At 65.6% G+C, this 13,190-nt stretch carries 15 protein-coding genes; 4 read left to right on the top strand and 11 right to left on the bottom strand.

The window, feature by feature from the left end; translation table 11 throughout:
- Window positions 1-188: 188 nt before the first annotated feature.
- From FHY55_RS07400 to FHY55_RS07385, 4 genes are all read right to left on the bottom strand, one after another.
- Window positions 189-3,023: a DUF2339 domain-containing protein gene (locus FHY55_RS07400; protein ID WP_140013576.1), complete on the bottom strand. Its 2,835-nt coding sequence runs from the start codon at window positions 3,021-3,023 to the stop codon at window positions 189-191.
- Between the two features lie 66 nt (window positions 3,024-3,089).
- Window positions 3,090-4,097: a YcjF family protein gene (locus FHY55_RS07395; protein WP_140013575.1), complete on the bottom strand. Its 1,008-nt coding sequence runs from the start codon at window positions 4,095-4,097 to the stop codon at window positions 3,090-3,092.
- On the bottom strand, window positions 4,094-5,509 hold the full coding sequence (locus FHY55_RS07390; RefSeq protein WP_140013574.1) for a YcjX family protein: 1,416 nt from the start codon (window positions 5,507-5,509) through the stop codon (window positions 4,094-4,096). Before FHY55_RS07390 ends, FHY55_RS07395 begins: the two co-directional genes overlap by 4 nt.
- 88 nt (window positions 5,510-5,597) lie before the next feature.
- Window positions 5,598-5,969, bottom strand: a complete 372-nt coding sequence (locus FHY55_RS07385; protein ID WP_140013573.1) for a hypothetical protein — start codon at window positions 5,967-5,969, stop codon at window positions 5,598-5,600.
- 77 nt (window positions 5,970-6,046) lie between these two features.
- On the opposite strand from FHY55_RS07385, the gene FHY55_RS07380 reads away from it, so the two are divergent.
- Window positions 6,047-6,811 carry an alpha/beta fold hydrolase gene (locus tag FHY55_RS07380; RefSeq protein WP_140013572.1) on the top strand — a complete coding sequence of 255 codons (765 nt, stop codon included), beginning with the start codon at window positions 6,047-6,049 and terminating at the stop codon, window positions 6,809-6,811.
- A 24-nt stretch (window positions 6,812-6,835) separates the two neighbouring features.
- On the opposite strand, the gene FHY55_RS07375 is transcribed toward FHY55_RS07380, so the two are convergent.
- The 3 genes from FHY55_RS07375 to FHY55_RS07365 all read right to left on the bottom strand — a co-directional run bounded on the left by FHY55_RS07375 (window position 6,836) and on the right by FHY55_RS07365 (window position 7,610).
- The gene (locus tag FHY55_RS07375; protein ID WP_140013571.1) at window positions 6,836-7,015 is read right to left on the bottom strand and encodes a CTP synthetase; all 180 of its coding nucleotides are present in this window, start codon (window positions 7,013-7,015) and stop codon (window positions 6,836-6,838) included.
- 84 nt (window positions 7,016-7,099) lie between these two features.
- Window positions 7,100-7,384 carry a hypothetical protein gene (locus tag FHY55_RS07370; RefSeq protein WP_140013570.1) on the bottom strand — a complete coding sequence of 95 codons (285 nt, stop codon included), beginning with the start codon at window positions 7,382-7,384 and terminating at the stop codon, window positions 7,100-7,102.
- A 43-nt stretch (window positions 7,385-7,427) separates the two neighbouring features.
- Window positions 7,428-7,610: a hypothetical protein gene (locus tag FHY55_RS07365; protein WP_140013569.1), complete on the bottom strand. Its 183-nt coding sequence runs from the start codon at window positions 7,608-7,610 to the stop codon at window positions 7,428-7,430.
- 639 nt (window positions 7,611-8,249) lie between these two features.
- Here FHY55_RS07365 and FHY55_RS07360 point away from each other — a divergent pair.
- The gene (locus FHY55_RS07360) at window positions 8,250-8,366 is read left to right on the top strand and encodes an entericidin, EcnA/B family (RefSeq protein WP_140013568.1); all 117 of its coding nucleotides are present in this window, start codon (window positions 8,250-8,252) and stop codon (window positions 8,364-8,366) included.
- A 131-nt stretch (window positions 8,367-8,497) separates the two neighbouring features.
- Here FHY55_RS07360 and FHY55_RS20960 read toward each other — a convergent pair whose 3' ends face one another.
- The 3 genes from FHY55_RS20960 to lepA form a co-directional block, all read right to left on the bottom strand.
- Window positions 8,498-9,241 carry a DUF3800 domain-containing protein gene (locus FHY55_RS20960; protein WP_168222955.1) on the bottom strand — a complete coding sequence of 248 codons (744 nt, stop codon included), beginning with the start codon at window positions 9,239-9,241 and terminating at the stop codon, window positions 8,498-8,500.
- A gap of 20 nt (window positions 9,242-9,261) precedes the next feature.
- Window positions 9,262-9,459, bottom strand: coding sequence for a DUF2442 domain-containing protein (locus FHY55_RS07350; RefSeq protein WP_140013566.1), 198 nt, complete (start codon window positions 9,457-9,459; stop codon window positions 9,262-9,264).
- Window positions 9,460-9,592: 133 nt separating this feature from the next.
- Window positions 9,593-11,392, bottom strand: coding sequence for a translation elongation factor 4 (gene lepA / locus FHY55_RS07345; RefSeq protein ID WP_140013565.1), 1,800 nt, complete (start codon window positions 11,390-11,392; stop codon window positions 9,593-9,595).
- Between the two features lie 278 nt (window positions 11,393-11,670).
- On the opposite strand from lepA, the gene FHY55_RS07340 reads away from it, so the two are divergent.
- Complete coding sequence (locus FHY55_RS07340; protein WP_254695446.1) at window positions 11,671-11,988, top strand: hypothetical protein; 318 nt, start codon at window positions 11,671-11,673, stop codon at window positions 11,986-11,988.
- Here FHY55_RS07340 and FHY55_RS07335 read toward each other — a convergent pair whose 3' ends face one another.
- Complete coding sequence (locus tag FHY55_RS07335) at window positions 11,989-12,447, bottom strand: low molecular weight protein-tyrosine-phosphatase (RefSeq protein ID WP_140013564.1); 459 nt, start codon at window positions 12,445-12,447, stop codon at window positions 11,989-11,991.
- A gap of 30 nt (window positions 12,448-12,477) precedes the next feature.
- On the opposite strand from FHY55_RS07335, the gene FHY55_RS07330 reads away from it, so the two are divergent.
- Window positions 12,478-13,179 (top strand): NAD-dependent deacylase, encoded by a 702-nt coding sequence (locus tag FHY55_RS07330; protein WP_140013563.1) that lies wholly within the window; start codon window positions 12,478-12,480, stop codon window positions 13,177-13,179.
- The last annotated feature ends 11 nt before the right edge of the window (window positions 13,180-13,190 follow it).

The raw sequence follows: 13,190 nt of genomic DNA, 5'->3' as shown, positions 1-13,190 counted from the left end.
AGTCTTTTGAAATGGTCGGTGAGGGCGGCGCGGCGGGGCCATGCGCCTTGTCCCGGCGACTCCTGTTTCAGAGCGCCGGGCCGCTAATTCGAATGATGGCGAGGCCCGTATGTGTCATGGGCAGGCTTATAGGCAGCGGCGCGGGCAAGGTCCAGCGGCGAGGACACCTCGCAGGGTGGACGAGCCGCTCACCCGGGCGGCTCTTCGCCCTCTTCGCCCCGCTCAGATGCCTCATCGCCCTCGGCCCGCTCCGCCGCCTCCTGTGCCGCCCAGCGGTTGAGCCATGCCAGCGCAGCCAGCGACAGGCCCAGCGCGAGGAAGCTGAACACCCGAAACAGCCCGGTCAGCCCGCGCGCGTCGATCAGGAAAACCTTGACCACCGCCACACCGATCACCACCAGTGCCGCACGGCGCAGCGGCGTGGAGCCCTTGGCAATCGCCTGCCACAGAAGCGCGGCGCCCACCGCGATCAGCACCACCGTGTAGGTATAAAGCTCGCCATCCAGCCAGCCGTTGCCAAGCGACAGATCATCGCCCAGCCAGAACCGCCGGATCTCTATGAACACCCAGAAGCAGCCCAGCGCCACGGCAGGCACCAAGGCCCAAGGCACCAGCCGCCGCCCGCCGATCCGCGCCAAAGCGGCAAGCGCCAGTGCGGGCAGCAGGTAGGCCACCGCCAGCGTGTCCAGCACCAGCGGGCCGTGGATCCGCGCGAGCGGAAACAGGAACCCGCCCCCCGGCGAGATAAACGGGTTGAACAGCGTCAGCCCCAGCAGCAGGAACATCCCCGCCGCCGCCAGGTAGAGAGCGGCCAGCACGATCCGCAGCCACTTCAGCCGCCCGCCCAGCCGCATCCGGTAAACCTGAGCCAGCGCGCAGAAGATCCAGACCGTTGCCGTCAGCCCCATGCTCCAGTGGCTGAACAGCCCGTCCTCGCCCACCCGCTCCTCGATGAAGCGCCAGAGCGCAGCGGTGACGAAGATGCCGCTGATCATCAGCAGCCCGCTCTCCAAAAAGGCGCGGCCCGTCAGCCGGTTTTCGCGCGGGATCAGCCGCAGGGCCACCGCCATGCCGGCCAGTGCCGCGCCGAACCCGAGGGCGAAGGCGCCCCAGCTTGCCCGGAGCGACCAAAACAGCCCCGGGTCGGCCACCACACGCCAGCCCAGCACGATCACGCCGAGCGCGATGAAAATTTGCATCTCGCGCAGCCGGAAGCGCCTGTCGAGCGCGGCGGCCATCACCAGCAGCACCGCCAACGCCACCGTGAGGGCAACCTTGGTCAGCAACACGAAGAGCGCCAGCGCGATCAGCGCCGAGGCCGAGAGCACCGCCCAGGCCGCGCGGCGGCGCTGCGCCCCGTCGGCCTTGGCAAAGCGCACCGCAATCGCCACCATCAGCGCCGCCAGCGCCAGCACATGCGCCGCCCAGCCAAAGCTGCCCGGCGTGCGCGGGGAAAGCCAGAACAGCTCCAGCCCCAGCGGCACCAGCGGCGCGAAGAGCGCGGCGAAAATGCCCCAGAACAGCGCTTGCCGCCCCACCGCCTCGCGCCCCTCCACGAGGCTGCGCCACGCCGCCGCCACGGTGCCATGGGCCGCCATCACCAGCACGAGGCTGGCCTCAAGCGGCAGCGCGGGGATCGGCACGCCGGTGGCATCCACCCGCGTGGCATCGCGCATCAGCACCCCGCCCATCAGGCTTTCCATCGGGATCACCGCGAGGAAGCCCAGCGCCGGAAACAGCACCATCTCGCTCAGCGCCTTGGCCTGCCACGCCCAAAGCGTCACCGCGAGGATCAGCACCGTGAAGAGCCCCTCGATCAGCAAAAACTCCCCTGCCCCATCGCGCGGCAGCACCAGCAGCACAAAGCAGGCCGCCGCCATCGCGCCCCAGGCGATCAGCACCTCGTAGCCGCCCCAGCCGCCGCTTCTGTCCAGCAGCCAGCGCAGCGGCGCACCGCCGTCATGGGTTGGGCCGATCTCGCGGCGCGGCAAGGCCATCGCCGCCAGCACCATCACCGTGAGCAAAATGGCAAAGCCGGGCATCTCTTCCGACCCGGCAAAGCACGCCAGCCCGCCAAGCCCCGCCACCACGAGCGCCAGCACCGAAACCCAGCGCCACTGCCGCCAAGCGTCAATCCCGAGGCCCGCCACCCCGAGCAGCCCGTAGTAGACGTAAAACATCGTCGCGCTCTCGGCCTCGCCGCCCACGAGAAAGGGGGCCGCCCCCGCGCCGATGAGGCCGAAGGCCGCCAGCACCGGCCCGTTCAGCCAGCCCAGCAGCAACGCGCCGACAGACACTGCCACCAGCCCCGCCATCGCCGGGCCCGCTGCGATCAGGTCATAAAGCCCCCGCGCCGCCAGAACCGCGCCGTAAAGCGAGACTAGCCCCGCCGCGCTGAAGGTATCGGGCAGATAGGCCACCGCGTCCTGATGGCCGTGCTTGCGCCGGATCCATTCGCCGCCCGCGATCAGCGCCGCGCCCAGCGCCAAGGCAGCGGCCACGCGCATCACCGGCGTCAGGTAGCCCTGCTCGATCCCGTATTGCACAAGGAACAGCCCCGCCAGCGCCAGCGACAAGGCGGACACGGCGTAAAACCAGTTGGCCTGCAGCCAGTGCACCAGCTTCTCGCCCCAACCGGGCTGCGCCGGGGCCTGTGGTTCTTTCGGGGCGGGCTTGTCTCTGGAGGGCTCATAGCCCTCTTCCCACGGCATCTTGGGCCGCTCCGCCGCTGCCGCGCCCTCCGTTCCCGGGCCATCGCCTTGCTGCGCCCCCGCCCCGGGGGCCAGAGCCTCCCGCGCCGTTATGCGCGCCGCGTCTTCAGGGTCTTCGGCCTCTGCCGCGGCGGTTTGCATCGGCGCGGCCTCTTTTGGCGGAGCCTGCTGCGCCCCGCGCTTCAGCCCTTCAACCTCCCGCGCAAGCCTGTCGAGGGTGCGGTGAAGCCGCCCCAGCCCGGATTGAACCGCGATCAGCCAGATCACCAGACCGATGACGACAAGCGCCAACAACGCAACAACAACTTCCACAATCCGCCCTCACTGTCCCCGGTCGGGCAACAGTAACCCTTTGTTTCCCCGCAGGGAACCCGCGCGTCAGCTGTCCTCGGCGCTTTCGCCCCGCCCAAACAGCCCGGTCAGCGCCCGCCGCACCAGCCCCGTCACGCTCGGGCGCCGGCCCTCGCCAAAGGGCAGCGGGCGGCACACCTCCATCGCGGCCACGCCCACCCGTGCCGTGAGCGCGCCGTTGATGACCCCTTCGCCAAAGCGGCGTGACAGCTTGCTGAGCACCCCGCCGCCCGCGACCGAGCCAATCAGATCATCGCCCACCGCCACCGCACCGGTGGCGACCAGATGCGCCAGCACCGTGCGCGTCAGCCGCCACGAGCCGAACACCCCGGCGCGGCCGCCGTAAACCTCGGCAATTCGCCGGATCATCCGCATGTTCGAGGTCAGCGCAGTAAACACATCAGCCAGCGCCAGCGGCACGATCGCGGTGACGGTCGCCACCTGCCGCGCGGCGGCCTCCACCTCGGCCTGCGCGGCCATGTCGAGCGGCACCAACAGCTCGCGCTCGGCCAGCGAAAGCAGCGCATCGGCGTCAAAGGCATCGCCCCGCCGCTCGGCCAGCCTGTCGCGGCCCCATTTCGTGTCATCCCGCAGCGCATAGAGCTTGTCGAGCCGGTCCACCACCGCGCGCGCCTCTCTCAACTCGCCGCTCACCAAGGCCCCCGCCGCCGCCTTCTGAATGCCGTCCAGCCGCGCCAGCCGGGCAAAGGCCGCCAATTCGCGCAGCGCCATGATTGCCAGCGCAATGAGCGTCACCGCAATCAACGCCGTGGCGACGTAGCCCAGCACCGGCGCGCGCTCCAGCAGCCGCATCACGAAGTCCCATGCCGCGACCGACACCACCAGAGAGACCACGCCCACAAGCCCGGCCCAGAACAGCCTTGCAATCCGGCTCTTTGGCCGGGCCGAGGCCGCCGCCAGCCGCTGCATCGCCGCCCGCTCCTGCGGGATCATGTCGGGCACCGGCGGTGCCTTGTCCGGCCCCGGCGCGTCGTCTTCCACTTCAAAGACCAGCGGCCCTGATTTTTCGCTCATCGCAGCCTGTCTCCGATCAGGAACTCCGCCGCCCGGTCCAGCCGGATGTGCGGCGGCCCCTCGCCGGGGCTCAGTGAAACTTCGGCGGGGGCAAATTTCATCACTGCATAATCCCCGTCCAGCCAGCTCTCGCGCCCGCCCCGCGCGGCGCCCAGCAGTCGGCCCGGATCTTCCGGCAACGCGCCGGGATACATCGCCGCCTTCTTCCCGGTCTCCATCAGTGTGCCGCGCACCAGATCAATCTCGCGGCCCTCGTGGCTGCGCGTCTCCTCGGTCGTCGCCCTCAGCGCGGCAATGCTCATCGCCTGCGTCTTCGCCCCGGCAAAATCCGCCCGGTCCTTCGCCTCGCGCACCAGCGCCTCGGTGATCGCCGTCAGATTGCCGTGCTGCTTGTGATGCAAATGGTCGGCCTTTGTGGCGGCAAACAGGATCTTTTCCACCCGATGCCCGCCCAGCAGCCGCGTCAGCCAGCCGTTCCGCCCCGGCTTGAACGCGCCCAGAATATCGGCCATCGCCTGCCGCAAATCCTCCAGCGCCTTCGGCCCCGCGTGAATGGCCCCCAGCACATCCACCAACACCACCTGCCGGTCGATCTCGGCAAAATGATCGCGGAAGAACGGCTTCACCACCGCGCGTTTGTAGGCCTCGAACCGCCGCGCCAACTCGCGCCTGAGCGAGCCCCTAGGCGCCTCGCCCGGCGGCAACGGCGCAAAGGTCAGCGCCGGGCTGCCCTCTAGCTCACCCGGCAGCAAAAAGCGCCCCGGCGTGCAGTCTGAATAGCCCGCCTCCCGCGCCGCCTTCAGATAGTCGGCAAAGAGGTCCGAAAGCCGCTTGGCCACCGGTTCCTCCAGCTTCGCCGCGCCGTCCACAGCCTCCAGCGCCGCCACGAACTCCGCCCCCTGCTCTCGCGCCCGCGCCTTCTCCAGCGCCTGCGCCGCCCATTCGTCATAGCCGAGATCCAGCAGCCCAAGGTCGAGCAGCCACTCCCCCGGATAATCCACGATATCCAGGTGCACCACCTGCGGCCCGCGCAAGCCGCCCAGCAGCCCGCCCGGCTGCACCTTCAGGCTCAAGCGCAACTCGCTCACTGCCCGCGTGCTCTCGGGCCAATGCGGCTCGGGGCCAACCATGGCGGCAAGGTGGTCTTCATAGGCAAAGCGCGGCACCGTGTCGTCCGGCTGGGGCTGCAAATAGGCCGCGCTGATCGCGCCATCGGCGGCGGCGCGCAGCCCGCCCATCCGCGCGCGATCCATCAGGTTGGCCACCAGCGAGGTGATGAACACCGTCTTGCCCGCGCGGCTGAGGCCCGTCACCCCAAGCCGGATGCGCGGCTCCAGAAAGCCCCCGGTGACAACATGGCCCACCGTCTCGACGCTCCGCGTCACCCCATCCGCAATGGTGGAAAATACCACGCCTGCCCCTTTCACTCCGTTACCGGATACTTAGGGCAGCGCAGCCGACATGTGTAGGGTGGGCAATCTGCCCACCACCGGAGGCGCCTCAAATCCGCCCGCTCTCCCAGAGCCACCAGATCGCCAGGCCGGCAATGAGCAGAAAGTTGAACGCCAGCCACCCCAGAATGCCCAGCACCACACCCTTGCGCCGATCCGCCGGGTCAACCTCTTCGAGGAACCGGCGCACCACCTTCTCGGCCTTCGCCACCCGCGCGGCGTCATACTGAAAGGCGAACTTCGGCACCTCTATCCGCGTCGCGGTCTCGGCGATATAGGCCGCCTCACGCCGCACCTTCTTGGGCATCAGCCGCCCGCCCTTGCGCAGCTTCTCCGCCAGCGTCTCGCCGCGCCGAATGCCCAGCCGCTCGGCCATCATCTGCGCCAAGCCATCGGCCACCTGTTTCACCGGATGTTCCATGCGGAGGCTTCTAGCCGCCTGCGCGCGCGCCGAAAACCCCGCTTGAGCAGGCCCCGCGCCCGCGCTATGCCCGCCCCATGCTGGCCATCACCCGATACGAGGGCGACACCTCCGCCCCCACCCTGCTCATCGCCCACGGCCTCTTCGGCTCTGCGCGCAACTGGAATGTCATCGCCAAGCGGCTCTCGGGCCCGCGCCCGGTGATCTCCGTCGACATGCGCAACCACGGCGAAAGCCCGTGGTTTGACAGCCACAGCTACGCCGACCTCGCCGGTGATCTTGCCGAGGTAATCGAGGCCGAGGGCGCGCCGGTGGACCTGCTCGGCCACTCCATGGGTGGCAAGAGCGCGATGGTGCTGGCGCTCGCCCGCCCCGAGCTGATCCGCCGCCTCGTGGTGGCCGATATCGCACCCGTCGCCTACAGCCACACCCAGGGCCACCTGGTCGAGGCCATGCGCGGGCTCGACCTCACCGGCCTCACCTCCCGCTCGGAGGCCGACAAGCGCCTCGCGGCCAGCATCAACACCGCCTCCGTGCGCGCCTTCCTGTTGCAATCGCTGGACCTCAAGGCCAGCCCGCCCCGCTGGCGGCTGAACCTCAATGTGCTCGACCGGGAGATGGACAAGATCGTCGGCTGGCCCGCACCCGAGGGCGAATTCACCGGCCCCGCCATGTTCATCGCCGGCGCGGAGTCCGACTATATCCAGCCCGACGCCCGCCCCCTGATCAAGGCGCAGTTCCCGAAGGCCCGGCAGATCAAGATCCCCGGCGCCGGCCACTGGCTGCACGCCGAAAAGCCGCGCGAGTTTGAAGCCGCCGTCGAGGCCTTCCTCTCCGCGTAGGGTGGGCAATCTGCCCACCGCCGCCTATCCGGCCAAACGCTTCGCCACCAAAAAGGCCACCGGCACCGCCAGCACCGCGCCAAGCGCCGCTGCAATCAGGATCGGCCAGAGCGTGTCTTGCCCCATCACCAATGCGGCCACCACACAAGAGCCCGCCAGCGTGGTGCCGATGAGCGAATACAAAACCAAAGCAAGCCGGATCATCGCCAGCCTCCATATCAGGGCGCGTCTCGCCGCCACCCTGCCACCGGCCTCACATTCAAACCTTGATATGCGTCAAACGCCGCCTCAGGGGCAGTGCATCTTGCCCTTGGTCAGGTTGTAATCGCCGCTGAGCGAGCCCTCAGACACCTCGCAGCCCGTCGCCTGCTTCACCGCCATCGCCACGGCTGCCGGATATGTCTTGGAATTGGGCAGGCCGAAATTGGTGCGCACCACCTGAAACTCCGGATCATCGGCAAACACCTTGAAGGTGTAGCCCATGGCCTGCACCTTCTGCGCCGAATAGCCCGAAAGGTCTTCCTTCACGGTGTTGCAGCCCATCAGGGCAAGGGTGAACGCCAGCCATCGCATGGCCCCAGCCTGCCCCGCGCGTGGTTAACAAAGCCCTAACGGCTCAGACCTCGCGCACCTCCGTCTCTCGGCTGCGCCCACGCCACCGCGCGCCCAGCAGCACCAGCAGCGCCACCACAAAGACGGCCCCGGCAAGCCACGCCAGCCCGGTGAACAGCAAAAACAACGCCCCCGCCGCCGCCATAACGGCCAGCGCATACAGGGTCACTCGTCCACGGCTCGGCATTGCTCTCTCCTTCTCTGCATATGCTTCCAAACGCCGCCCACGCCCTGCCTGTTCCGCCTGAAAACGCGAAAAGGCGCCGCGACACGGCCTGAGCCCCGGCGCGACGCCTTCCTGAACGGTCCGGCCTTGCGGCGCTCCCGTTCGCATGCACCAGCCCTCGCGGGCCCTGCACAAGCGGGATCAACCCTCCCGGGCCGTCCCCCCATCCGGTCAAGGCTTGCGCCCCTCCCGGCCAACGCGATGGCTCTTTCGCCGCCTTCCCGGCTTGGCTTCAAAGAAACCGCCCCGTTTCGGCCAGCGTCCGGTGCTCTCGACACGCCCCAGCCTCGGGTCACCCCTCCGCCGATGCGCTCCAGCCCCGAAGGCCCCCGCGCCCCGCTCCGGGTCTTGCGACCCCTTGCGTTAACAAAACCGTCACACTCGGAGGGTGAGTCGGGCAAGGCAAATTTAGGTCCGAAGCGGATTTTTCTGGGGATAACCCGTTGGAATATGGTGTGAATAACCTGTGAGCCGCAGGGAATTGCGCCACAATCCCAACGCCTTGCCGCGCAAAACCCCGCCCGGAATTTTCCGCCCCGGATTCCCACGCCCGCGCCGAAGTGCTACTCTCCCGAAAAACAAACGCCCCGGAGCAGCCCCATGACCCGCATCACCTTTGCCCTCATCGCCCTCACCCTCCTCTCGGCCTGCGAAACCGTGAAGGGGGTCGGGAGGGATGTGACGAACACGGCGGACGCTGTGCAGAATGCGTTTTGAGGGGGGGCCTCACTTTGCTGTCATTAATGGTGGTAAAGTACGGACTGTGCGTGTATATATAGTCTATGATCTGAAACTGGGCACACCCAGTAGTAGGATCGTCCCGGCGGGCAGGAAACTGCCCGCCCTTTTTATATGCATACGATACCCAATTCATTTCGCCGCGTCGCATATAGGTTCAGCACTGGCTCCAATCGCCTATAATAGCTCCGAGCCCCCTTCTTTAGTATGTAGGAATTCGGCTGAAATCCTTGGAATAGAAAGTAGGCTGCCACGTCACATGATTGTATGAAAAGCGAGTGCTTACTATCTCTAGAAGATGGGTCCTCGATCACGCGCTCCACTGGGATATCTCGATACCCATCTCCGCTCTGGTTAGGTATTGGGTTGAACGCTGACATCTTTCTCATCAACTTATTCAAACGTTCACCCGAAGTTGCGTCAGTGTAGATCGTTCCGAAGGAGTCGGCGTGGCTGCCTGGGAAGTTGCCGTTCAGTAGTGTATTCTCGAAGCGTTGGAACAAAGTCCGCCAAGATGCACCAAAGACATCGAAGTCCGCGGGCTTTCCCAGCTTGTCCATTACGACTGACGTAAACCTTACGTACTCCTGCTTGCGGAGTTCATCTAAAAGGTTTCGAAGTATTCCTAAACGAATGTGTTTTGGAATATCAAAAGCCGAGTGCCGCAATAGCTTCACCGCGTGAATTTCTTCCCGCACCGGGAAACCATACACGTCTTTCAGGTTTCTCCGAAATTCCCTCATCGCACCATGGAACTGGCGCCAACGACTTTCATGCACAACCATCCCCGTAAGGCAAAAATAACGTGTTTGGACTACGTTGTTTCCGGGGTCGCCGCTTTCGTCAACATACATAAGGTACATTAAATTTCCAACTAACTAAGAGAGATATCCTCGTCCAGCCCTGCCCAATGCAGCCCGAACGGTGAAATTTCCACCGCCGCCCGCTCCTCAGCACTGGCCCCGAGCAGCCGTGGAAACCACGCCAAAGGCACGCCAATGGTGCGCCCGTCTTCCAGCGCCACCCACATCGCATCGTCGTCGAAATTCACCGAAACTGCACGGGTCGTCATGCCCGTAGGGTGGGTGAAACCCACCGCTCGGTCAATGGGAGGTGTATCAGCCCGATGCACTGCAATTGCAGGGTGTGGGCACGCAGTTTTCCAAGGAAAACCGCTTTCGCCCACCCGCTCAAAAATGGACAGCCTAGCTGTCCATTTTTAGAGCGCTGATAAATGCCTCCTGCGGGATATCCACCTTCCCGAACTGGCGCATCTTCTTCTTACCGGCCTTCTGCTTCTCCAGCAGCTTCTTCTTCCGCGTCGCGTCGCCGCCGTAGCACTTGGCCGTCACGTCCTTGCGCAAAGCACTCAACGTCTCCCGCGCAATCACCTTGCCGCCAATCGCCGCCTGGATCGGGATCTTGAACATGTGGCGGGGGATCAGGTCTTTCAGCTTTTCGCACATCGCCCGGCCCCGCATCTCGGCGCGGTCGCGGTGCACCATCATGCTCAGTGCGTCCACCGGCTCGTCATTCACCAGCACCGACATCTTCACAAGGTTGTCTTCCCGGTAGCCCACCATCTGGTAGTCAAACGAGGCATAGCCCTTGGTGATGCTCTTCAGCCGGTCGTAGAAATCAAACACCACCTCGTTCAGCGGCAGGTCATACACCACCATCGCCCGCCCGCCGACGTAGGTGAGATCCTGCTGGATGCCACGCCGTTCCTGGCAGAGCTTCAGCACCTCGCCGAGGTAATCGTCGGGCACGAGGATCGTCGCCTTGATGCGCGGCTCCTCCACGTGGTCCACATAGGTCAGATCGGGCATGTCGGCGGGGTTGTGAAGCTCCTTCATCTCCCCGTCCTTCATATAGAGATGATAAACCACGCTCGGCGCCGTGGTGATCAGCTCGATGTCATATTCCCGCTCGATCCGGTCGCGGATCACCTCGAGGTGCAGCAGCCCGAGGAAGCCGCAGCGGAAGCCGAAGCCCAGCGCGGCGGAGGTCTCCATCTCGTAGCTGAACGATGCATCATTCAGCGCCAGCTTCTCGATCGCATCCCGCAGGTCTTCAAATTCGGCGCTGTCCACCGGGAACAGCCCGCAGAACACCACCGGCACCGAAGGCTTGAAGCCCGGAAGCGGCTTGTCGGTGCCCTTCTTCTCGGTGGTGATCGTGTCACCCACCCGCGTGTCGCGCACCTGCTTGATCGAGGCGGTCAAAAAGCCGATCTCCCCCGGCCCCAGCTCGTCCACCGGCAGCAGCGCGGGCTTGAACACGCCCAGCCGCTCCACCGGATACACCGCATTGGTGCTCATCATCCGTATCCGGTCGCCCTTCTTCAGCACGCCGTCCTTGATCCGCACCAGCACAATGACGCCGAGGTAGGCGTCATACCAAGAATCCACCAGCATCGCTTTCAGCGGCGCGTCGCGCTCGCCCTGCGGGGCGGGCAGCAGCTTCACGATCGCCTCCAGCGTCTCGTGAATGCCCACGCCCGTCTTGGCGCTCACCCGGATCGCCCCGCTCGCGTCGATCCCGATCACATCCTCGATCTGCTCGGCCACGCGCTCGCAATCTGTCGCCGGAAGGTCGATCTTGTTGAGCACCGGCACAATCTCGTGGTCAGCATCAATCGCCTGATACACGTTCGCCAGCGTCTGCGCCTCAACCCCTTGCGTGGAGTCGACAACCAGCAGAGAGCCCTCAACCGCCCGCATCGAGCGCGAAACCTCATAGGCAAAGTCCACGTGGCCGGGCGTGTCGATGAGGTTGAGCACATAGGTCTCACCGTCGTCGGCCTTGTAGTCGATCCGCACGGTCTGCGCCTTGATCGTGATGCCCCGCTCCCGCTCGATATCCATCGAGTCCAAGAGCTGCTCCTTCATGTCGCGGTCCTGCACCGTGCCTGTCGACTGAATCAGCCGGTCGGCCAGCGTGGATTTCCCGTGGTCGATATGGGCAACGATGGAGAAATTGCGGATGTGTTTCAGGTCTGTCATTGCGGTGATATGCGGGGGTTTCAAGGCCCCGTCAAGCGGGCGTGCAGGGCGGCGCGGCCTTGCCCGGCCGGGCCGTGCGCACTCACGTCACCTCACAGCCGCCGGAGTGGGCCGTTTCCGCTCCGTGCACAATCTATTGGCCCTCGCCGCCCGCGCCCCACAAGACATGCCCAATTGAAAATTTCCCGGTTTCGCGCCATCCTATCGCCATCACGACCCCGTGCAGCCGGAGGCACATCCGGCACATTGGATAACCGATCGAACGAGGCAAACAGCAGATGAAATCCCTTTCCACTCTCCTCCTCTGTGCGGCGATGGCTCTGCCCGCCGTCACCGCCCTGCCCACCACGGCCGAGGCCAAGGTGCTCGAGCGCGCCTGCATCAAATCCGACCGGGGGGCCTCGCGCTCGCTGTGTTCCTGCATCCAGCGGGTGGCGGATTTCGAGCTCAGCCGCTCGGAACAGCGCAAGGGCGCAAAATTCTTCCGCGAGCCGCAGCTGGCGCAAGATACCCGCCAGTCTGACAACCCCGGCAATGAGATCTTCTGGAAGAAATGGAAGAAGTTCGGCAACTCCGCCGCCGCCTCCTGCTCCTGATCAGCCTTTGAGGCGCAGCTCTTCGATCATCGCGTCGCAGGTCTGCGCCACCATCTCGACAACCCCGTCAAACCCGCCCTCATAGTAAGGGTCGGGCACCTCTTCACGCCCACTCGGGCCGTGGCTGAGAAACAGCGACACCGGCGTGGCGTTGCCCGCCGGGCGCAGCGCTTCGATGTCGGCAAGGTTCTGGCGGTCCATCGCGTAAATCGCATCGAAACGATCAAAATCCGCCGCCGTGAACTTCTGCGCCCTAAGCGCACTCAGGTCATAGCCCGCTGCCTTTGCCGCCGCCTGCATCCGCCGATCCGGCGGCTCGCCCACATGCCACGCCCCGGTGCCCGCCCCCTCAACCTCCACCTCCAGCCCGGCCGCGCGGGCCTTGGCCTCAAAGATGCCGTGTGCGGTGGGGGAGCGGCAGATGTTGCCGAGGCAGACAAAGAGAACGCGATGAGTCATGCTGGCGAGGCTAACCGAACCTGAGGCCTCATGCGACCCATCACCATTCTCACCGGCGCCGGTATCTCTGCCGAGAGCGGCATCGCCACCTTTCGCGACCCGGGCGGCATCTGGGCACAGTATGACATCGAAGATGTCGCCACCCCCGAGGCCTTTGCCCGCAATCCGGGGCTTGTGCTCGATTTCTACAACATGCGGCGCGAAAAAGTGAGGGCTGCCAAGCCCAACGCGGCCCACCACGCGCTGGGAAAGTTGCAAAAGTCCTACCCCGGTGCGGTGCACATCATCACCCAAAACGTCGATGACCTGCATGAAAAGGGAGGCGCGGAGGTGATTCACATGCATGGGGCGCATCACACCGCACTCTGCGCCGCCTGCGGCCACCGCTGGCTTGCGCCGCCTGCCATGGCGCTGGAAGATCCCTGCCCCGACTGCCGCCAGCCTGCCACCCGGCCCGATGTCGTCTGGTTCGGCGAGGTGCCCTATCACATGGAGCGCATCGGCGAGATTCTTTCGCAAACCGCGCTCTTCGTTTCCATCGGCACCTCCGGTGCGGTCTACCCTGCCGCCGGCTTCGTCCGCCTTGCCCGCCAGTCCGGGGCCGAGACGCTGGAGCTCAACCTAGAGCCCTCCGAGATCACCCCGCTCTTCGACCAATCCCGCCACGGCCCGGCAACAGAGCTTGTCCCCGCATGGGTCGAAGAACGCCTCCAAGCCGCTCTACGGCCCTGAAGGCCCGCGCC

It is taken from the genome of Oceanicola sp. D3, from assembly GCF_006351965.1.
GTDB lineage: Bacteria > Pseudomonadota > Alphaproteobacteria > Rhodobacterales > Rhodobacteraceae > Vannielia.
Note: the sequence above shows the minus strand (reverse complement) of the source record. Positions and strands in the feature narration are given on the sequence as shown.

Bases quoted from the DNA above. Each gene is read 5' to 3' on its own strand.
- FHY55_RS07395 (WP_140013575.1), bottom strand. From the start codon at position 4,097: ATGAGCGAAAAATCAGGGCCGCTGGTCTTTGAAGTGGAAGACGACGCG.
- FHY55_RS07385 (WP_140013573.1), bottom strand. From the start codon at position 5,969: ATGGAACATCCGGTGAAACAGGTGGCCGATGGCTTGGCGCAGATGATG.
- FHY55_RS07380 (WP_140013572.1), top strand. From the start codon at position 6,047: ATGCTGGCCATCACCCGATACGAGGGCGACACCTCCGCCCCCACCCTG.
- FHY55_RS07375 (WP_140013571.1), bottom strand. From the start codon at position 7,015: ATGATCCGGCTTGCTTTGGTTTTGTATTCGCTCATCGGCACCACGCTG.
- FHY55_RS07370 (WP_140013570.1), bottom strand. From the start codon at position 7,384: ATGCGATGGCTGGCGTTCACCCTTGCCCTGATGGGCTGCAACACCGTG.
- FHY55_RS07365 (WP_140013569.1), bottom strand. From the start codon at position 7,610: ATGCCGAGCCGTGGACGAGTGACCCTGTATGCGCTGGCCGTTATGGCG.
- FHY55_RS07360 (WP_140013568.1), top strand. From the start codon at position 8,250: ATGACCCGCATCACCTTTGCCCTCATCGCCCTCACCCTCCTCTCGGCC.
- FHY55_RS20960 (WP_168222955.1), bottom strand. From the start codon at position 9,241: ATGTATGTTGACGAAAGCGGCGACCCCGGAAACAACGTAGTCCAAACA.
- FHY55_RS07350 (WP_140013566.1), bottom strand. From the start codon at position 9,459: ATGACGACCCGTGCAGTTTCGGTGAATTTCGACGACGATGCGATGTGG.
- lepA (WP_140013565.1), bottom strand. From the start codon at position 11,392: ATGACAGACCTGAAACACATCCGCAATTTCTCCATCGTTGCCCATATC.
- FHY55_RS07340 (WP_254695446.1), top strand. From the start codon at position 11,671: ATGAAATCCCTTTCCACTCTCCTCCTCTGTGCGGCGATGGCTCTGCCC.
- FHY55_RS07335 (WP_140013564.1), bottom strand. From the start codon at position 12,447: ATGACTCATCGCGTTCTCTTTGTCTGCCTCGGCAACATCTGCCGCTCC.
- FHY55_RS07330 (WP_140013563.1), top strand. From the start codon at position 12,478: ATGCGACCCATCACCATTCTCACCGGCGCCGGTATCTCTGCCGAGAGC.